Annotated in this window: 12 protein-coding genes and 1 pseudogene; 12 read left to right on the top strand and 1 reads right to left on the bottom strand. The window is 51.6% G+C overall.

Translation table 11 applies throughout. The features are described from left to right. From SCARR_RS28480 to SCARR_RS27915, 6 genes and pseudogenes are all read left to right on the top strand, one after another. Positions 1 to 529, top strand: a pseudogene (locus SCARR_RS28480) (sulfatase family protein); the annotation flags it as partial. 1 nt (position 530) lies between these two features. After that, the gene (locus tag SCARR_RS27935; protein ID WP_136066062.1) at positions 531 to 2,147 is read left to right on the top strand and encodes a glycoside hydrolase family 31 protein; all 1,617 of its coding nucleotides are present in this window, start codon (positions 531 to 533) and stop codon (positions 2,145 to 2,147) included. Positions 2,148 to 2,213: 66 nt separating this feature from the next. Further along, complete coding sequence (locus tag SCARR_RS27930) at positions 2,214 to 3,758, top strand: nucleoside hydrolase-like domain-containing protein (protein WP_136066060.1); 1,545 nt, start codon at positions 2,214 to 2,216, stop codon at positions 3,756 to 3,758. A gap of 215 nt (positions 3,759 to 3,973) precedes the next feature. Beyond that, on the top strand, positions 3,974 to 5,110 hold the full coding sequence (locus tag SCARR_RS27925; RefSeq protein ID WP_136066058.1) for a glycoside hydrolase family 27 protein: 1,137 nt from the start codon (positions 3,974 to 3,976) through the stop codon (positions 5,108 to 5,110). Between the two features lie 211 nt (positions 5,111 to 5,321). After that, positions 5,322 to 5,705, top strand: a complete 384-nt coding sequence (locus SCARR_RS27920) for a glycoside hydrolase family protein (protein ID WP_136066056.1) — start codon at positions 5,322 to 5,324, stop codon at positions 5,703 to 5,705. 139 nt (positions 5,706 to 5,844) lie between these two features. Beyond that, a complete protein-coding gene (locus SCARR_RS27915) occupies positions 5,845 to 7,314 on the top strand; it encodes an IS4 family transposase (RefSeq protein ID WP_136061451.1) in 1,470 nt (489 codons plus the stop codon). Positions 7,315 to 8,341: 1,027 nt separating this feature from the next. Here the strand turns inward: SCARR_RS27915 and SCARR_RS27905 are convergent. Then, a complete protein-coding gene (locus SCARR_RS27905; protein WP_136066052.1) occupies positions 8,342 to 9,355 on the bottom strand; it encodes a LacI family DNA-binding transcriptional regulator in 1,014 nt (337 codons plus the stop codon). Between the two features lie 174 nt (positions 9,356 to 9,529). Here SCARR_RS27905 and SCARR_RS27900 point away from each other — a divergent pair, with 174 nt between their 5' ends. The 6 genes from SCARR_RS27900 to SCARR_RS27875 all read left to right on the top strand — a co-directional run bounded on the left by SCARR_RS27900 (position 9,530) and on the right by SCARR_RS27875 (position 21,227). After that, the gene (locus SCARR_RS27900; RefSeq protein WP_168433685.1) at positions 9,530 to 10,810 is read left to right on the top strand and encodes a hypothetical protein; all 1,281 of its coding nucleotides are present in this window, start codon (positions 9,530 to 9,532) and stop codon (positions 10,808 to 10,810) included. A gap of 39 nt (positions 10,811 to 10,849) precedes the next feature. Beyond that, a complete protein-coding gene (locus tag SCARR_RS27895) occupies positions 10,850 to 11,836 on the top strand; it encodes an HAD family hydrolase (protein ID WP_136066048.1) in 987 nt (328 codons plus the stop codon). Positions 11,837 to 11,850: 14 nt separating this feature from the next. Continuing rightward, complete coding sequence (locus tag SCARR_RS27890) at positions 11,851 to 14,727, top strand: alpha-mannosidase (protein WP_136066046.1); 2,877 nt, start codon at positions 11,851 to 11,853, stop codon at positions 14,725 to 14,727. Positions 14,728 to 14,741: 14 nt separating this feature from the next. Beyond that, on the top strand, positions 14,742 to 16,298 hold the full coding sequence (locus SCARR_RS27885) for a sulfatase family protein (protein WP_136066044.1): 1,557 nt from the start codon (positions 14,742 to 14,744) through the stop codon (positions 16,296 to 16,298). 112 nt (positions 16,299 to 16,410) lie between these two features. Continuing rightward, positions 16,411 to 18,381, top strand: a complete 1,971-nt coding sequence (locus SCARR_RS27880) for a sodium:solute symporter family transporter (RefSeq protein WP_222846501.1) — start codon at positions 16,411 to 16,413, stop codon at positions 18,379 to 18,381. A 26-nt stretch (positions 18,382 to 18,407) separates the two neighbouring features. Beyond that, complete coding sequence (locus SCARR_RS27875; RefSeq protein ID WP_136066042.1) at positions 18,408 to 21,227, top strand: glycoside hydrolase family 71/99-like protein; 2,820 nt, start codon at positions 18,408 to 18,410, stop codon at positions 21,225 to 21,227. Positions 21,228 to 21,404 lie beyond the last annotated feature (177 nt).

Here is a 21,404-nt window from a genome sequence, read left to right as displayed (position 1 = left end):
CTACAGCCGCCCCGGTAATGCCGGCTACCCCATCCGCGGGATCGTCGGCAAGGATCATCTGTATCTCTACAACTATGAACTCGACCGCTGGCCGACCGGTAACCCGGAACTGGGCTATCTCGACTGCGACGGTTCACCCACTAAAACCTATATTCTCAACATGCGTCGCGAGGGGAAGGATACGAAATACTGGGATATGTCGTTCGGCAAGCGCGCGGTTGCCGAGGAACTGTTTAATATTGCCCACGACCGCGAGTGCATGGATAACTTGGCTCAGAGCGAAAAGGCAGGAATGTTGAAGCGAGAAATGAAAGAGCGGATGGAACGCTGGCTCAAAACGCAAGACGATCCGCGCATGTCTGGCAACGGTGCTGTGTTCGATACCTATGGCTATTCTGAGCCCTGTGGCTGGAATTTCTACGAACGCTTCATGGCCGGTGAATTTAGCCCGAAAAAAACGAGTTGGGTAAATTCAACCGATTACGAAAAAAAAACACTGGATGAGTACGAATTTAGAAAGGGTTTATAAAATGAAACGATTGATAAGCACATGTTTGGTTATGGTGGCCGGTGTTCAGTTTTCGGCGTTTGCAGATAAGCTGGAGCTGAAGGTTCTGGATGGAGAATATTGGTGGGCGGGGCTCAGTTCCAAGGGGCATGAAACCCCGTATGACGCATCGTCAAAGGTTTCATATGATTTATACGGCGATAATCAGGGCAATCAGGCGCAGCCGCTTTTGCTTTCCAGCAAAGGCCGTTATGTCTGGAGCGAACAGCCGATTAAGTATGAATTCAATGCCGGCCAAATTACAGTTACGACGCGCGAAGGGAAGATTGATTCTGGAACACAAGGTGAAACCCTGCGTGATGCGTATGGACATGTGGTGAAATCCTATTTCCCTTCCGATGGAAAGATTCCGGATCCGCTGTTGTTTACCCATCCTCAGTACAACACGTGGATTGAGCTGATGTATGACCAGAATGAAGAAGATATTCTGGCTTATGCTCAGGCCATTATCGACAAGGGATATCCGCCGGGCGTTTTAATGATTGATGACAACTGGCAGGAGGATTACGGAACCTGGGAATTTTCACCGCGCCGCTTCCAGGACCCCAAAGGTATGATGGATAAATTACATGCCATGGGTTTTAAGGTGATGCTTTGGGTCTGTCCATTTGTATCGGCTGATTCAGCCGATTTCCGTCAGCTCGCCCAGGACGGGCTCCTGTTGCTCGATCCGCAGAAGACACAGAATATCCTTTGGGCGAATACAAAGAATAAAGCGGCGGTCATCCGCTGGTGGAACGGGGCCAGTGCCTGTCTCGATCTCAGCAATCCTAAAACGCAGGCCTGGTTCAAAGAGAAGCTGGATTATCTGGTGGCGGAATATGGCGTGGACGGTTTCAAATTCGATGCGGGTGATGCCGGATTCTATGCCAAGGGTGTTGTGTCCTGGAAAAGGGATGTCTCGCCGAACGACCACACGCAGTTCTTTGCAGAGTTCGGGCTGAATTATCCGCTCAATGAATACCGTGCCTCCTGGAAAATGGCAGGCCTTCCGCTAGCGCAGCGTCTGCGCGATAAAGGTCATCGCTGGGAAGATCTCGCGAAACTGATTCCCGATCAGATGTCTCAGAGTGTGATGGGCTACGCCTATACCTGCCCGGATATGATCGGCGGCGGTGAATACCGTAGTTTCCTGAACGGGGCCGTCATTGATGAAGAACTGGTCGTCCGTTCGGCGCAGGTACACGCGCTGATGCCGATGATGCAGTTTTCCGTGGCGCCTTGGCGGATTCTATCTGAAAAAAATGAACAGATGTGCCATGAGATGGCCCAGTTGCATTTAGAGATGGGAGAACACATTCTGGACTTGGCAATGGAGGCTTCAAAAACCGGCGAGCCGATCGTCCAGCCGATGGCTATGGCTTTTCCCAACGGGGAATATGAAATGGTGAAAGATCAGTTTGTTCTCGGGCATGATATCATCGTCGCTCCGGTTGTTGAAAAAGGTGCTCGTTCGCGTTCAGTGATTCTGCCCGCTGGAACATGGAAGGATGAGAGGGGGGACGTCTACACGGGCGGAACGTCCGTAGAAATCGATGTTCCGCTGAAACGTCTGCCCTACTTTGAATTAGTAAAATAAATGTGATTTTAGCCGGGGCAGCATGGCTGGCCCTATCCGATAATTAAACCAAAGGAAAGTACGGATATGACAGGTAGTTTTTTTAAGTCACACAGATCGATTGTACTGCTATTTTTAGTGTTATTATCAACATCAATACATGCTGCCGATAAAGATAGACTGGTCATCCTTGCCGATATGGGTAATGAACCGGATGAAGAACAGCAAATCGCCCATATGCTGATGTGTTCAAATGAGTTTGAAATCGAAGGATTAATTGCCGTAACCGGTAAATATATCCATCCGGGACTGAAAAAACCGTATAAGCAGGTTGTACATCCTGAACTGTTTGTAAAACTTATTGATGCTTACGAAAAGGTGCTTGAAAACCTCAGGCTTCATGCGGAAGGATGGCCGGAACCTGCTCGATTAAGACGTCTGGTTGTTGCGGGACAATCCGGATATGGAATCGCCGATATCGGTGAGGGAAAGTCAAGTCCGGGATCGGATCTGTTGCTGGACCTATTTCTGAAAGATGATCCTCGCCCAATTTGGATCGTGCTGAATGCCGGAGCAAATACATTAGGACAGGCTTTAGATGAATTCAGGAGGGCACATTCCAGAGAGGAGCTCGATCGGATTGTGGCAAAGCTACGCGTTTTTGAAAACGGAGCTCAGGACAATGCGGGCGCATGGATTTGCAGCGAATTTCCTAAAATCCACTGGATACGAAGTAATTTTCAGACCTATGCCTATGGAGGGCCCGGGGGGGCTGACGGTGACATCCATACCAGTGATTTCGATAAGTTAGGCCCCTACTTCTGGCAACCCTATGCCTATACCACGAAGGGGCAGCATGACTGGTTAAAGGAACATGTGATGACGGGGCATGGAGCACTCGGAGAAGTTTATCCGGCCCGGGCATGGGGAAAAAACTATGCGTTCATGGAAGGTGGAGGAACCATTCCGTGGATGGGGTTGGTTAATAAAGGATTATTTGACATTAACCACCCTGGATGGGGTGGGTGGGGTGGCCGCTTCAGTACGGAGAAAGTTTCCTGTTTCTGGTCGCGACATTATGACATTCGCAAGGACGAAGAGAAGACGGCACCGTTCTATGTGTACCGTGAGGTCAGTGATTGTTGGATCAATCCATTGGATAATAAAATGATCAGCGGCGACTATGTTCCGGTTTGGCGATGGCGAGAGAGTATGTTCAGTGATTTCAAGTGCCGTATGGATTGGTGTGTGAAATCATACGCTCAAGCCAATCATCATCCGGTGGCGGCAGTAGGCAATGACAACTCGGATCAAATTATTCACATGACCGCATTGCCGGGTGAAATCCTTTCGTTCAATGCGGCGAACTCTTCGGATCCTGACGGGGATTCAATTAGCTACACATGGTGGCAATATGTTGAAGCGGGAACGTATGCCGGGAACGTGTTGATTTCAGATCCGACGCATCCGGAGACACAGGTTGAGATTCCTAGTGGGGCCGCCGGTTGCCAACTGCATATTATCCTGGAAATTAAGGATGATCATGCGATTGGGTCACTGTTTGATTTCCGGCGCGTTGTCATTGATGTTGATCGCGTTTATGATCACAAAAATCTGTTTGGTCAGAAATAGATCGTTGGCGCCGCCCATCAAGATCACTGTTCCGTTTGTGCGGCTTCCCCGGTTTCCGTTGGTAAAATAATCAGACCGACTATCAGTTCAACGTATGGATATGAAATTGACGTTCCGGCGGTCGTACGTAAAGCATGGTGTGCTAGGTTCGGCTTGGTTTATCTATCACTTTCTAATGAATAATTGTAGGTCGCTCCGTAAAAAGGGATGAGAATATGAAAAAATTGAGTATCACGGTTTTGGTTTGGTTCATAATCACTGGCTGCTGTTTTTCGCTGGATAACCGGGTTGCGCAACTTCCTCCGATGGGATGGAATTCTTGGAACGCGTTTGGAAAAGAAATTGATGAGCAGGTTTTCATAGAAACTGCAGATGTGATGATTAGCTCAGGGTTGGCCGATGCTGGCTATATTTATGTGAATATCGACGCCGGTTGGTGCGGAGACGAAGCGAACGAGGCTTTCGCAGATAAATTTCCCAATGGAATCAAACACCTTGCTGACTACATGCATGGGCGCGGTCTGAAGCTTGGATTATATACCCATTGGCGGTCGATCGGTAAAGAGAACCGGGATGCCCGGAAGTGGGCGGAGTGGGAAATAGACTTAATAAAAAACGATGCGTACAAAACACCGTCCACGAACGCATACTGGGGCACCATGCGGGATGCTTTATCGGCTGCGGAGCGACCCATTCTTCACAGCATTCATTTTAGTGATGAAGAATCGAATCCGACGAATATCAGTGAGATGTGCAATATGTGGCGGATCACCAATGATATCCAAGATTACTATGACCATGAGTCCATACCCGAAGATAAAAAGAACTGGGCGTTTTCCACGCTGGATATTATTGATCGAATGGCCGAGGTTGCACCATTGATCAAATCGGGATGCTGGGCGGATCCCGATATGATGGAAATCGGAAACGGTAACCAAACCGTTGATGAATATAAGACCCAGTTCACCATGTGGTGCCTGCTCCCCGCTCCGCTGATCATGGGGCATGATGTGTGCACCATGACGCTCGAAATACGAGAGATTCTAATCAACAAAGAGGCGATCGCAGTCAATCAGGATGCGGCGGTAATCCCGGCAAAACGTCTCCGGAAATCGGACGAAGTGGAGCTGTGGAGCCGCCCGCTGGCGGACGGCTCGTTATGTGTTGTTCTTTTGCAGAAAACGGATAAACCGAAAGAGGTATCTTTTACCTGGGAGGAAATAGGTATTAAGCCCAACAGAAAGGCCGAGATCCGTGATTTATGGAAGCATGAAGCGGTTGGATCTTTCACCAATAGATTTTCAATACATGTGAATTCGCACGGATGCGCCATGTTGAACCTTAAGCAATAATTTAAAAGGTACAGGAAGTAATAAGCGAATGCACGAATACTGCGGCTTGCCTAACAGTGCTTTGATTGGCGAAAAGGTTGTCGTGCACTGTTTTTTTTAATCGGCCTGTTTAGAATACGGTAGGGCTGAAGTTTTTATAAATATAGTCTCTCCCAAGTTGGAGCGGTTCTCGTTGTATAGGCAAAAAATTAAGAATTGGAGAGTGGATTAAATGAAGTATGGACTACTGATTACGACCATATTGCTGGCATTTGCTGCCGGAATCCAGGCGCAGGAAAAGGAGATCGAATATCCGTATTCGTTTAAGATGGAAGGCAACCCGTTGGTTCGGCACATCAGTTCCACGGACCCGGACGTGAACGTCTGGGACGGAGAGGTATGGGTCTACTGCTCGCAGGATAATCCGCGGCGCCCGGGCGATAAAGGCGGCTATGATGCGATGGATGGCTATCACGCCTTTTCATCAAAGGATTTGATCAACTGGACGGATCACGGGGAAGTGATTCACTCCCGCGATCTTTCCTGGGGGGAAGACGGATGGATGTGGAAATGGGGTCAGTCCTTGAATATTATAAATGGGGTCATAAATGGGTAAATGGGGTCAGTCCTTAAATGGGGTCAGTCCTGAATGGCACTTCCTTAAGGGCTCCTGTCACACACATAAAACCGCAGTTTTAGGGTAAAAACCAATGCTATTATCTTGATATATATCACGAAGAATGCAAGTATCTTGCATGAATAATACAACACCATTCCTGCCTGGACTTCATCTTCAATCGCTCCGTAAAAAACCGCGCTCTACGGCACAAATAATGGCCGATGAAATGATGCATAAAAAAGACAAATCACTGCTGGGTCTAAAAGCTTGTTTCGGACGTTTCATTCCCGAATGTTTTTTGAAAAACAATGTGAAGGGACATCATAGTCGTCACCGTATTTTCAGCAAGGAAACCACTTTCTGGGCGTTCTTTTCTCAGATTATTGATGCCGATGGGGGCTGTGCTGAAGTCGTTAAAAAACTGAAAACATATCTCGCTTTCAATAGTGATCAGTCGCTGTCCGTTTCCACGGGTTCTTACTGCAAGGCGCGAAAAAAACTAGAGGAGACGGATTTGGTCGAAATCCTCAAACACACCTCAGAGTCGTTTCATGTTAACCTCGACGATCAGCCTCTCGCGGGCCGGCGCGTTATTGTTGTTGATGGAACGGGGTTGAGTATGCCTGACACCTCTGAAAATCAAGACGAATGGCCTCAAATTTCCTCTCAAAAAAAAGGGTGCGGTTTCCCGACAATGCGCCTGCTCGGCTGTTTCGATCTCGCGACGGGCGCAATTCTAAGCTATGCAGTCGGAAATAAAAAAAACCATGAACTCCCCTTGCTTCGCCAGCAGGAAGGCACTTTCAAGGAAGGGGATATTTTCCTGGGGGACAAAGGGTTCTGTAGTTTTTATGATGTTGATCGGCTCCGAGAAAAGGGCGTTGACAGTATCATTCCATTAGCGCGTCGAATACCGAAAACGGAACAGACCTGCATCAAAAAGTTGGCGAACAATGATCTCCTGATTCGCTGGGAAAGGCCCGCTTGGTATAAAAAGGCACCCCTCCCGAAAGACGAGTGGAACCAGTTGCCCGAAGAGCTTCTATTGCGTCAAATCAAAGTCGATGTTGAGCAGCCTGGATTCCGAGTGAAAAGCTTTTACATCATCACTACGCTACTCGATCCGCTTATCTATTCAGCAAAGAGTATCGCCGACCTCTACTATCGCAGATGGAGCGTTGAACTCTTTTTTCGCGACCTAAAAACAACCACGAAAATGGATATATTGCGTTGCAAATCCCCCGCGATGATTCGGAAGGAACTGCTCATGTATTTCATCGCCTACAATGCCATTCGTCATTTGATCTATGAGACCGCGCACGCTCATGAAAAAGACCCCATGCGGCTGAGTTATAAAGGCGCACTACAAGCACTCCGGCAGGCGGAAGTATACTTTAATCGAGCCGCGCTTTGCCCATCCGAAATCCTTCGGATACGGGAAAACCTGCTCGATTCGATCCGCACCAATATAATTCCCTTTCGGCCCGGAAGGAGTGAGCCGCGATGCCTTAAAAGAAGACTCAAACCCTATCAACTTTTAACACTGCATCGTCATGAAATGATCGAGATAAAGCATCGGAGTAAATATAATGCCAAAGCAGCTTAAGGAAGTGGCATTCGGGTCAGTCCTTGAATATTAACATTTCCCTTTTCTTGCATAATGGATATGCTTTTTTCTTCGTATGGCACGTAAATGGGGTCAGTCCTTGAATATTAACATTTCCCTTTTCTTGCATAATGGATATGCTTTTTTTTTCGTATGGCACGTAAACCCAGAGTTGAATTTGGGGGCGCGGTATACCATGTGATGTGTCGCGGGAATCGTCAGGAAACAATTTTCAAGACCGATAAGGATTGCGAGATATTTCTTGATACGCTTGAAGAGGCCTGTGACCGGTGTGGCTGGAAAGTCCATGCGTTTGCTCTGATGGGGAATCATTATTTATGTGGAGCTCCACATAATGTTATGTGAAGTAACTGATTATGTGCAGTAGAGGTTTCATTTGGACTGAACTCAGCCGAAAAGAACACGTTTCATCTTAATTTGCTTCACATAATTCGACCTCGGCGGGCTCTATTCCCAAGCCTTATTCCGTTCGTTTTTCCCGAATTTCGCTTAAATAAATCGCAGACGTCACGCAATAGCAGTCACAATCTAAAGGAAATTATGTGCAGCTTTATTTTTTGTTTTCTAGCGCATCTGGGAGACGAGTTTTTGAATGCACTGTTAATTAGCATGACGGAACTCCGAGTTTATAATGTTTGTTCGAGGCCATCCGGATTCCCTCCTGTAAAACTTGAAGCCGCATAGACTGTATTGGTGTCATGGGGCATTTGTAAGTTGTCCAAGGTGAATTGGTTGCGTCGCCTAGAACGTGCCTTGCCCCACGATCCCGCCGAAAGGTGTGTGAAATTAAAATTGGTTTTTATTTATTTCGCCTAGGGAAGTTGTTGTTGGTGCTGCCTGTGAGGTTCAACGCCCGTCAGCGGCGTTTGTAGAAAAGAGTTTCATCACTCCTTGGATCTGGGTCATTGGTGCCGTTGTTCGGTATCTCGTCAGGTCGACCAGAGGCAGCAGAGCGGTAAAAAGGTTGTATTAAAATCCAACTGGGCCGACCGCGTAGTGAAACGTCTTAGAGCTGTTTGACGGAGTTACGTTTAATCAACTCGGAGGAGATGACGAGCTTGCGGAGCGGGGCCTCGCGGTCGCTGATTCTTCTGAGGATGGTTTTAGCACCCTCCACGCCCATCTGTTTGCGGTCGATGTGGATGGTGGTGAGCGGGGGGTGGGTTTCGCGCGAAAATTCAGTGTCGTCGAAGCCGGTAATGCTGACTTGTTCAGGCACATTGATTCCGGCGGCCATCAGCTTGTTCATGATATCGGCGGCCATGTCGTCGTTTACGGTGCAGACGGCGGTGACGGGATTGTCGGTGCCGATGCGGTCGATGATGGTCTGCGTGGCCTCGTCGTTGGTCGCCACCCGTATGACATCGGCCTCGATCCCCAGTCGGCGGGTTTCGGCTTCGAAACCCATGCAACGGGAGATTTCGTTGTAGTTGTCGTACTTGTGCCGGACCATCATCATTTTTCGATGCCCCTTGCTGTGGATATAGCCGACCATGGCGATCATGGCACGGAAGCCGTCGGAGATGACGGAATCGACTGAAACGCCTGAGATATCGGTATCGAGCAGCAGGAAGGGGAGGTTGACTTCGACCACCTTTTGCTTGAAGTCGTCTGGACATCCACCCATCAGGATTACGCCGTCGACGCTGCCTTCTCGAATGAACTTGGGCAGTTCTTCTTGATGGTTGGCGATTGAAATATCATATCCGGCCAGCAGAAGGTTTTGGTTGGCTTCGGTGAGCTGCTCTTCGAGCCCTACCATGATTTCCGAGTAAAAGACGTTATGGAAAATGTGGGCACAAGAGGGGTAGAAGAGGATGCCGATACTTTCGGTCTTTCGGCTGCGCAGGTTGCGTCCGGCTGAACTGGGGAAGTAGTTGAGTTTTTTGCAGGCTTCGCGCACCCGCTTCTGGGTGGCCTTACCGATCCGTCCGCGGTCGTTCAGCACGCAGGATACGGTGGCGATGGAGCACTTTGCTTCGGCGGCGACATCTTTGATGTTGGTGGGTTTTTCGTGCATGTTGGTCCCTATTATCTTCTGATTTTTGGCAATATGAATTGATAAACACTGTTTATCAACGGAAAAAACGCTTTTTCACACATGACGGGCTTGGAAGCCGATATGCCCGCAGTATGATTATTGAAAAAACGGTTGACTAATAGGGTTAAACGTTTAACTTGGTCGCTGATTTTAATGAAAAAGCAAAAGGGTTGGGTTGTGAAGAGTCGTATTGTCAACGGAAAAAAAGTTGAACTTAAAAACGGGCGCTTGTTTGTGGAGGGCGAATATCGCTTCCTTAAAATCGGGAAACCGCTACGAAACTTCAGCAGCCATGATGAGATCGATCAGCTGATTGCTGATTTGGACATCATCAAGTCCAAGAACTACAACTGCCTGGAGCTGAATTGCTACTGGCATCATATGGATCAGGATGGAGACGGTGTGGTTGATGTGGATGTTGAGCCGCTTAACCGCCTGATCGACGAGATCTGTTCCCGCGATATGTTTGTGTCGCTTTCGGTGGAGACTTACGGCGTGGGCGGCGGGCAGATTCCGGATGGGTACTGGGACGTTTACCCTGACAGTGTCGCGGTTGGTATTGATGGGAAGCATGTGTCGGATGTCGAGTTTGGTTATATGTCGAAAGTTCCCTCCCTGTATTCGGAGGATTATCTGCGCGTTTCGCGGGCCTATATTTCCGATCTGGCCTCCAGGCTGGATATGTCAAAGATTCTCTACTGCGAAACCACGGTGGAGCCGCAGTATATGGGCGATTTGGCCATCGATTATTCCCCCGACGCACGCCGGGCCTATGAAAAATGGATGGCGGATAATCACCCGGACGCACAGCCTTTTCCGGATACGTTCCCTGTCCCGCAGGAGTTTGTCTACGATCCGGTTTGGAATCAGTTTCGTGCAGAGTGGCTGGCGGCATGGGTGAGCGGGGATGCAAAGGCATTCCGCGCAGTTGCTGGAGATGATTTCTGGGCGGCATGTGAATATCTCGATGCCGATGAGCCGACGATGATGAACCGCTGCGGCGATCCGATTGTATTCCTGAAGGGGCTTCAGACCATCGACATCATCCAGGTCAACTGGCACTGGCACTATGGCAACCGCGCGCCTAACCTGAAGGCCTACCAGCGGGTTAAGGCGGCGATGGAGCTGACGGGGGCGGACTGGGTTATCACAGAACACATGACCATCAACGGAACAGACTACCATGCGAGGGAAATGAAGGAGTTGCTGATCAATACGATTCGCAACGGCTCCCAGTTTGGATGGGAGTTTGTGGATATTGCCGCGGATCTCGACGATTCGGGGGTGGTCGAAGGGGAAGTGGTTCCGGGCGACTTCAAGCCGGCGCATTTTTCGGTTTATGACAAGGATTGGAATCCCAAACCGGCTATGGCGGTTGTGGATGACAACTGGGATGAGTGGATCGACATGATCTGTCGTGCCACGGGGTTGTGACAGCGTTTTCAGCAATTAAAAGGATGGAGAGATAGGGTTATGAATAATTTGGTGAACATTCCGAAAATTGGGGACATTACGGATCAGTCGGGATTCAAGCTGCTGGAAACCACCAGCAATGGCGAGTTTGCAGTTGGGGTCAATGGCGTGAATGCCATTGCCGCAACGGGCGATGGCAAGGTGGAGTTTGTTTGTTTCGAAGACAAGTCGCTTGCATTTGTTAACTCGGGCATGGGCTATCCGGCCTACTATCCCATTCATGATGTTGAAATGAAAAAGCCGATCAAGGCCGTGCTGATGGATTTGGATGGTACCACCGTTCGATCCGAAGATTTTTGGATTTGGATTATTGAAAAGACGACGGCCAGCCTGCTGGAAAATCCGAAGTTCGAGCTGGAAGAAGCGGATATTCCATTTGTCTCCGGCCACAGTGTTTCCGAGCATCTGACCTACTGCTGTCAAAAATATTGCCCCAACAAAACGGTTGAGGAAGCGCGACATTTCTATTTTGAGCACACCCATTTTGAAATGAACGAAATCATGGAAGGCCGCGGCAAGCCCAACGCGTTCACCCCGACCGAAGGTATTTCCGAGTTCCTCTATAAGCTCAAGGAGCAGGAGATCAAAATTGGATTGGTAACCTCCGGCCTCTACGAAAAAGCATGGCCGGAAATCCTCGATGCCTTCAAGACGCTTGATATGGGCGATCCGAATGATTTCTACGACGCGATCATCACCGCAGGCTTCCCGCTGCGCAAAGGCAGCCCCGGTACGTTGGGCGAGCTATCACCGAAGCCCCATCCGTGGCTCTATGCTGAAACTGCGCGCGTTGGTCTGGGCATTGAATTCGCCGACCGCAACTCGGTTGTCGGAATCGAAGACAGCGGGGCAGGGGTCTGCTCGATCCGGTTGGCCGGCTACCCGACCATCGGCATCGGCGGAGGAAACATTTATGAAAGCGGCACGCAGGAACTCTGCTGCCACTACTGTGAAAGCTTTGAAGAAATCTCAAACGTTATTCTTTAATCAGGAGAAAAGTCATGAGTGATCAACAGAAACCGCAATGCCACTGGATCTCAAACACGCACTGGGACCGCGAGTGGCGCTATTCCATGCAGCGCACCCGCCACATGCTGGTCTACATGCTCGACATGTTGCTCGATATTCTCGAAAAGGAACCGGAATTCCATTCGTTCCACATGGATTCTCAGACCATTCCGTTGCAGGACTATCTTGAAATCCGTCCGGAGCGTCGAAAACAGGTGGTTAAATACGTCACGGAAGGCCGCCTGAACATTGGGCCGTGGTTCGTGCTCCCGGACGAATTCTGCGTGGGCGGAGAGTCGCTCGTTCGAAATCTGCTGCTCGGCCATCGCCAGGCCAAGGAGCTCGGTGCCGTGACCAAGACCGGTTACTCGCCTTTTGGTTGGGGACAGCTCTCGCAGATGCCGCAACTCTATAAAGGATTCGGCATTCCGTTCGCTTCCTTCTACCGCGGTGTAAACACCGAGGTGGCCCCCAACTCGGAGTTCCGCTGGCAGTCGCCCGACGGCACCGAAATCGTAGGGTCACGTCTGGCCTGCCGTCCGCGCTACAACGTTTGGTATGTGGTACAGCGCCCGACTTTCTTCGGCCGAGAAGATGAAAACAACCGCGAAGCATTCTGGAGCAAAGGCAACGGCCCGTTCCGCCTGGCCGATGGCGAGTATAACGAAATCGACATGCGTTACGCCCGCCCCGAATTTAACTACCACGAAGAAAATGTTCCGGCTCGCGCTCTGCAGGCGCTGGAGGAGCAGGATGGCGAGTGGACCACGGAACACCGTTTCTGGTCGGCTGGCCATGATTCGTCCTGCCCGGATATCCGCGAAGTGCAGATGATCAAAGACTGTAAAAAAGCGCTCGAAGGAAAAGCCGACGTCTTCCACGGAAACTTTGCCGACTTCCAGAAGGGTGTGGTTGAAAAAGCCGCCGCCGATCTGCCTTTGACCGTGGGTGAAATGCGCTACTTCTACACCGACGGATCTTCTTCGGTACTCTATGGCTGGATCACTTCCGCCCGCATGGATATCAAGAAGATGAACTATTGTACCGAGCGTCTGCTGGGCAACTATGCCGAACCGATGGCCGCTTTCGCGTCCATGGCCGGTGCGGGCTATCCGCGCGGTTTTCTGGATCAGGCTTGGAACCAGCTGCTGCAGAACCACGGCCACGACTCCATCGGCTGCTGCAGCCGCGATGTCGTTCCGCAAGACATGATCTTCCGCTATCGCCAGGCTAACGAAATCAGCATCTGCGTGATGGAGCAGGCGCTGGCCGATATCGCCGGCTCGATCGATATGTCCGACCGCGGGAAAGAAGATGTTGCGGTGGTGGCATGGAATGCCATTCCGCAGAAGCGTACGGAAGTGACTGAACTCGTGGTGGACATTCCGAAGGAAATGAACGCGTTTGATTTCCGTCTGGCCGATGATGAAGGCAACGAGCTGCCGTACCAGTTGGTGGATTGCGATGACCGCTACACGGTGGTTCAGAATCCGAACGACGCCGCCGATATGATGGCGATGCAGCGCTACCGCTTCTTCACCGAACTGCCGGATCTTCCGGGCGCCGGATACAAAACCTTTTTTGTGAAGCCGCGTCCGAAGTGGACCCCCAACTCGCCGAAAGAACGTACGCTCGTTCGCACGATCGCAGGCAAAAACAACGGCATGGAAAATGAGTTCCTTTCCGTGGTGATCGAGGCAAACGGTACCTTGTCGGTAGCGGACAAGGCGACCGGACGCAACTGGAAGGATCTCGGCTATTTCCGCGATTGTTCTGAAATCGGAAATCCATGGGAACACGTCAGCGTTAAATATGATGAAGTTGTGACCACCCTCGGTGAAAACGCGCGCGTTTCGCGTATCCTCTCCGGTGAGCTGGTCACCACCTATCGCGTTGAACTCGAATGGGAACTTCCGCGAGGCCGTTCGGCCGATGAGAAAACCCGCAGCGCCGACCGCGTGCCGTGCAAGATCATCAACATGGTCTCGCTGCGCAAGGGCCAGCCGTGGGTGGAAATCGAAACCACCATCGAAAACAAAGCCGAAGATCATTACCTGCAGGTATCCTTCCCGACCAACGTGGACACCAAGGACTCCTTCGCTTCGACGCCGTTCGACGTGGTGAAACGCGATGTTAAGCTGCCTGAGCCGGGACGCTACGATGAAGACATCCAGACCGAAAACCCGATGGATCGCTTTGTTGCGGTTGAAGATGGTACGTCCGGCGTGGCGCTGCTTAACGAAGGCTTGAAAGCCTATGAAGCGCATAACGATGAGGATCAGACCCTGAGCCTGACCATGCTCCGTTGTTTTCCGTTGCGCATCTGCATCACCAACCTAGAGCTGACCAACTACAGCAATCAGGATAACGGTTCGCAGTGTCTCGGTACGCATACCTTCAAATATGCCTTCATGCCGTACGAAGGCTCCGTTGATTCCGCTCAGGTCTGGCAGCAGGCCGAACGCTTTAATCACACCGTACGTGCGGCGCAGATCGGGCCGTCTACGGATGGCAAGCTGCCGAAAGCGAAGTCATTCCTCGAACTTGAAAACGCATCGCTGCACGTGAGTGCCGTGAAGCAGAGCGAAAACAGCGAAGGCTGGATCGTTCGTCTGTTCAATCCGACGGAAGGTACGCTGGGAGGAAAGGTTTCCCTTAACGGAGGCATGGTTCCGCCAAGGGTCTACTCTCCGGTGGAACGTCAGGCCGCAAACTTTGCGCTGCCGGCCGATACCGGCAAGACCTGGAGCAAGGCGCGGTTGGTCGATCTGGAAGAACTGGAAACCGAAGTGCTTGCTCTCGATGCCGATGGGGCGGTCACTCTAGATGTTACGAAGAAGAAGATTGTTACGATCGAATTTCTTCCGTAACTCGGAGCCGTATCATGCAGAAACGTTTGTTTATAGTATTATGTTTAGGGTTGGCCTGCTTTGCGCAGGCCGATAAAAAGCCCAATGTGGTGTTTATTATCACCGATGACCAGAGCTGGGATTCAATTGGATTCATGGGCGGGAAAGTGCATACTCCCCGTCTGGACCAAATGGCCAAGGAAGGAATCTATCTGAGCGATTTCAATGTGACCTCCACGGTGTGCTCTCCCTCGCGCTACAGCTTTTTGACCGGTCGCTATGCCGGACGGTGCGAAGGCGAGAAGTTCATGCAGGAACACCCGCCCGGCGACCAGACGCAGGTGGAAAATATTGGTGAGCTCGAGCCGGATCGATGGAACCTGGCCAAGGTTCTCCAGCAGAATGGATACAAAACCGGATTTGTTGGCAAGAGCCATTTGATCAACCACGAGTGGATCAACGGCGATTGGGAAAAGGCGGGACTCGAACCCTATCCGCGGGATGCTGATCCGTCCGTCGATCCGGAAGTGAACGGCAAGATGCAGCGGAACCATCAAAAATGGTGCGAGGTCATGATGCCCTATGGCTTCGACTATGTGGATGGCTACTATTGCGCCAATTTGCGGGAACTTCGCAGTGACGCGTTGTTTGTGCACAACCTTGACTGGAGCGTCAGCAAGGCGTTCAAGTTCATCGACCAATCCAAGGACGAGCCGTTCTTTCTCTATTTTTCCACCACCTTACACCACGGGCCGGGGCCGTGGATGAACAAGTTTTCGCTCGATGCCGATCCGCGAATGACCGGTGAGGGATTTGTGAAGGAGGGCTTCGATGTGCTTCCTTCCCGAAAGGATGTGCTTAAGCGCAACCGCGAGGCGGGCTTCAAGGACAAGGATGCGTACGCACTGTGGCTCGACGACGGCGTCGGTGCGATCCTCGACAAGATCAAGGCGCTCGGACTGGAAAATGACACGCTGGTGTTTTTCGTGCCCGACCACGGATCCTATCGCCACGGCAAGGCGACGCTCTACGACTACGGCATGCGGGTGCCGATGCTGGTGCAGTGGAAGGGTCATATTCAGCCCGGTACGACCTACGGCGGAATCGTTGCCAACATTGATCTTGCGCCGACCCTTTTCGACATTTGCGGCATAACGCCCCCGACGGACTACACGATGGATGGAATCAGTTTCAAGGCGTCGCTGATGGGTAGTCCGAAGCCGATTCGCGAGGTGCTGTTCAGCGAGCTGGGCCATTCCCGCGCCGTGAAGACTAAGGAATGGAAATATGTTGCCGTGCGCTATCCGGCGGATGTACAGGCAAAGATTGAGCGCGGCGAAAAGTTCACTGGATTTGACGGCGAAAAGCTGGATCGTCCATACCTGACGCGCAATAGCCATTTGGGGCACTATGCATCGGCGTCGAATCCTAACTATTTCGTGGCCGATCAGCTATATAATGAAAAGGCGGATCGCGAGGAAACCACAAATGTTTTTGCACAGAACCCGGAAGTGGCGCAACGCATGAAAAAGAAGCTCGCCAAGGAGCTGGAACAGTTTGAAAATCGCCCGTTCGGGGAATTTACAAAATAGATTTAAAATCTGGATGAACACGAAAATGACATTTTATGAAGCAAGGGAATAAAGGTTAGCGCAAAAAATTTGACACTGATATTTTAAGCACGAGGTTAAGGGAGAGACAACGATGACAATGTTTGACTATTTCGGAAAACTGGACTACGCGTTCATGATTTTTTATGTGGTGGTCCTGATCGGGCTTGGATTTTATCTGAAGCGGCAGGCTTCGAAGAGTCTCGATAACTACATCTGCGGCGGCGGCAATATTCCGTGGTGGGCGATGGGTATTTCCGGGATGGCCAGTTTCCTCGATCTGGCCGGAACCGCGGTTATTGTTTCTTTCTTGTTTATGATGGGACCACAGGGTTTGTTTGTGGAATTCCGCGGCGGTGCCGTGTTGATTCTTCCGTTCATGATGCTCTGGACTGGTAAATGGCACCGGCGTTCGGGCTGCCTGACCGGTGCGCAATGGAATATCTTCCGGTTTGGCGATTGCTGGGGCGGCCGTGCTTCACAGCTGATGGGCGTCATTGCCACCGTGCTGACCACGATCGGCATGCTGGCCTATCTCATCGTCGGCGCGGGTATCTTCCTTTCGACCTTCCTTCCCTGGTCTCCGTTCGCCTGTTCGATTGGATTGCTGCTGCTTGCAACGCCCTACACCATGATGTCCGGCTTCTACGGCGTGATCTTCACCGACTTGTTCCAGTCATGCATTATCATTGCCGCGGTTATCTATGTATCGGTCACCGCCTTTATGGGCGTCGGAAGCGCCGAGGAAGTCAGTGCCATTGCGCTATCGGTAACCGGTAATCCAGACTGGATCAGCGGTATTCCTAAATGGAACGTGCATGTTCCTAAGGGATATGAAATGTATAAGCACCTGATCATTTTCTCGTCCTTCTATCTCCTCCGTACGATTGTGGCCGGTATCGGTACCGGTGCGGATCCGCGCTACTTCGGTGCGAAGAACGACCGCGAGTGTGGCAAGCTTTCCATGCTCTGGACGGCTCTGATGAGTGTGCGCTGGCCGCTGATGATCGGTATTGCCGTATTGGGCCTTTATCTGGTCAACGATCTGGTTCCTGAACAGGCGAATATCCAACAGGCGGCGGAAGTGATTCATGGGGAATATCCCGATGCAACCAAGCCGCAATGGGGCGACCTGATTTCCTCCATAGCGAATACGCCCAATAAGCATGAAGCCGCGTTGATTGGCGATCTGAAAGGGGTTCTCGGCGAAGATAAATGGGTTGAGAAAATGAACCTGATCAGCTTCGAGGGAACCGTGAATCCTGAAAAGATCCTTTCACAGGTTCTGCTCATGAAGGTTGCGAGAGGTATGCGGGGTATTCTGGTAATCGCATTGATCGCAGCGGCACTTTCAACCTTCGGCAGCTGGGTGAATCTGGGAACGAGCCAGTTCGTCAACGACTTCTATAAAAAGTGGATCCGCCCGAAGGCTTCCACGAAGGAATTGATTCTTGCCAGCTGGGGCACGGTAATCAGCATTGTCTTCTTAAGCTTTCTGTTTTCCCGAACGTTAGAAAGCATCAATGAAATTTGGGGGTGGATGATGATGGGCTTCGGTGCCGGCTTCCTGGTGCCCAGCTTCCTTCGTCTCTACTGGTGGCGCTTCAATGGTGCAGGTAGCGCGATCGGCACGCTGGTGGGACTGACTGCCGCAATTATTCAGCGCATGCTCTGTCCGGGGCTGAGCGAGGTGTGGCAGTTTGTTTTCGTGCTGACTGTCGGATTTGTCGGCTCCGTTGCCGCGGCGCTGCTCACCAAGCCGACCGACCCTGAAGTGCTTAGGAACATGTATATGAAGACCCGGCCATTCGGCGTGTGGGGACATTTGAAGGATACGCTCTCTCAAGAGGAGCGCGCAAAAACAACGCTGGAACACCGCACCGATCTGATCGCCGTGCCTTTCGCCATGGTTTGGCAGATCTGCATTTTCCTCGGGCCGATGCTCTTCCTGGTCCACAACTGGATCGGATTCAGCGGGGTCTTCATCGTTGGGTTGGTCGCTTTTGTCGGACTTTACTTCCTCTGGTTCCGTAAGCAGCCCGCCGGAAACTTTTATGACAACTAAGATGTAGCAATGTGGAGATTGATTCGATGACAAAACAGATATTAATGACGGTTGGAGCGGTTATTTTGCTGGGCAGTAGCTTTGCCGGCACAGCAGTAAAGCCCGGGGAGAATTTACAGGCTATACTTGATAAGGGTGATGACCTGGTGCTGCAGATGGGAGCGCTGTATCCCGTCACGGAGACCTTGCAGTATAAAAAGCCGGGACAGAAAATCTATACGCAGGATGCGACGTATCCGGCGCAATACGCCACGCTCAAGATCGCCAGCAAAGACGTGATGATGCTGATCAATGCCGGCGGCGTGAAGGGAGCAACGCTGGAGCATGTGATTTGCGATGGTAACCGTTATGAACTTTCCGTGGTTCCGAAACCGAAGATCGGTGGCGGTGGCCAGCCGGCGATGGTTCATTTCGGCGGCGACGGAGGGGATGACCAGATTGTTCGTGAATGCGTATTCATGAGCACCCGCACCTGGTCGACGCTGAAAATGCATGAGGGCGCATCCAATCTTCTCACCGAAAACAACATGATTTTCGGGGCCGGGGTCGACCCTCGCGGCAACGGACGCGATCTGAACGAAGTTCCGTTCGGCTGGGGCGACGCTATTTCTTGTGCCGCGCGTGATTCCATTATTCGCAACAACCTCATTATTGATCCGACCGATGTCGGCGTTGTGTTATACGGCGCACCGGGTACCGTGGTGGAAGATAATGTGATTTCTGCGGTTTCCCGCGAATCGCTAGGCGGAATCAACATGGTTGACGGGCTGGATTATTACGCGATTAACGATGAAAAAACCGAGTTCGATTATCGCGGGGTGAAGGTCCGCAACAACTATATCGACGCCTTCGGCGCGCGTATTCACATGCACATACCGGTGGGTTGCGTTCCGTGGGTACCGCACTGGCGCGGCAAAATCCTCGTTGGCGGGGAAGTAACCGGAAACATCCTGGCCGGCGGAGCGGGCGCCTATGGCATGGTGGCTCACGGGATTAAGGACTGGGAAATCACGGGCAACATCAGCACGGCCTCCTATTCTGGACTTGCCGAATACGGCGACCATAAAAACCCGCCGGACGATCCTGCACCCTACCTGTACGATGCCGCCACCGTAAAGAACTGCGAGCTTCAGCCGGAGTTTGTGAAGAGCACGCGGCACATCGAGCACTTGCTGCGCACCCAGTTTGCTCCGGAGGATGAATACGGTTACCAGATGCACGACTATGGTGACGCGGAGGCGAAAGCCGTCGTTGAAGCCGCCTATCTGGAAATCCTCGGTCGCCCTGTGGGCGAGGTCGGGCTGAAGTCCTCGATCCAGCTGCTTCGCGAGCGCAAACTTAATGCCGATGGACTGCGCAGACGCCTGATGGCCAGCACCGAATTTAAAAATCGATTTGGCTATGTTCCGCCGGAAGATCTGCACCCATACCGTTGCAACGTCTGGTTTGGCATCTGCAACGAACTGATTCGCTCCAACGGAAAGTTCCCGGCGGCTCTGGATCTTTATACGGAAGCAATAGCATCTTTGAATTACCAGAAGCGGGACGTGTTGAAAATTGACCGGGTCGACGAATCAACGTTGATTGGAAAAGTGATGTGCGGTTATCAGGGTTGGTACCGTGCGCCGGGAGACGGCTCCGGTCTTTCCTGGGTGCATTACCGCGATCAGGCCCAACCCGGGGAAGCGGGGGATTTCTGGCAGGGCCGGAGTGGCGTCGACTATTGGCCGGACATGACCGAACTGGGCGAACATGAAAAATTCAAGACTCAGTTCCGGCATGCTGACGGCAGCGCCGCTTATGTCTACAGCTCGCATGTGCGCGATACCACCATCCGTCATTTTAAATGGATGAAAGAGTACGGCATCGACGGCGTGTTCGTGCAACGCTTTATTATGGAAACAACGATTGATGGCGACCAGGAAGCCATTCTGAGCGGCAAGGCCTATAACAAGGTGCTTGAGCACTGTCGTGATGGCGCGAACCAGTACGGTCGCACCTATGCCGTCATGTACGATCTGACCGCGATGCCCGCGAATTATATTGAAAAATTCAAGGACGACTGGCGCCATCTCGTCGATGAAATGAACATTTCCCGCGACCCGTACGACAAGGCCTATCAAAAACACAACGGCAAGCCGATTGTGGGGCTCTGGGGCGTCGGCTTCGACCGCCGCGGGTATGGGGCGAAGGATATCGCCGAGCTGATCGAGTTCTTCAAAAATGATCCGCAGTATGGGGGCTGCTCCATTTTTCTTGGCACCCCCTTCGGCTGGCGGACTGGCGAGCGCGACGGCGGAAACCTCGCGGAATGGATGCCCGTCTATAACGCCGCGGATGTGATCTCCCCCTGGAGCGTGGGCCGCAACCGCAGCGTTGCGGACGTGAAGGCCTATGCCGAAGGCCTCGCCAAGCAGGACCTAGCGTGGTGCACTGAAAATGACAAGGACTTTATGCCGGTGGTATTCCCGGGCTTTTGCTGGGCAAATCTGAAGAAAGAATTTCCGAACGAGAACCCCGGTTCGTTTATCGACCGGCAGGATGGACAGTTCCTCTGGTCGCAGTATGCAGAGCATTTGAAAAACGGCCAGTCGATGATCTATATGGCGATGTTCGATGAACTGGATGAAGGCACCCAGATCTATAAGGTGAGCGACAATCCGCCCAACGGGAAAAGCCAGTTCAAGACCTACAACGGCTTGCCGTCCGATCACTACCTTTGGCTCGTGGGCGAAGCCACAAAGATGGCGCGCGGTACAGCGCCGGTGACGGATCGCATTCCCGAACGGGACGGCCACGCCGAGGTTAATAAGCGCACGGCAGAAGCCTATGAAAATATGAAGTAACTTAAATTTCCGCCTCCGTTAAGCCGCTTTTCAGGTTCCCTCCTCTTTTCCTGTTAAGCGGTGGGGGTGAGTTTTTTGCGCGAAGCGCTCTGGAAAGCGGCATCGGTGATGCCGCTTTCCGAACGCAAAGAGCGCTGACGCCGTCGGCTCACTCCAGAGCGGCTGCGTGGCAAGTTG

Source organism: Pontiella sulfatireligans (assembly GCF_900890705.1).
Lineage (GTDB): Bacteria > Verrucomicrobiota > Kiritimatiellia > Kiritimatiellales > Pontiellaceae > Pontiella > Pontiella sulfatireligans.
This window is presented reverse-complemented; position numbering and strand designations above follow the sequence as displayed.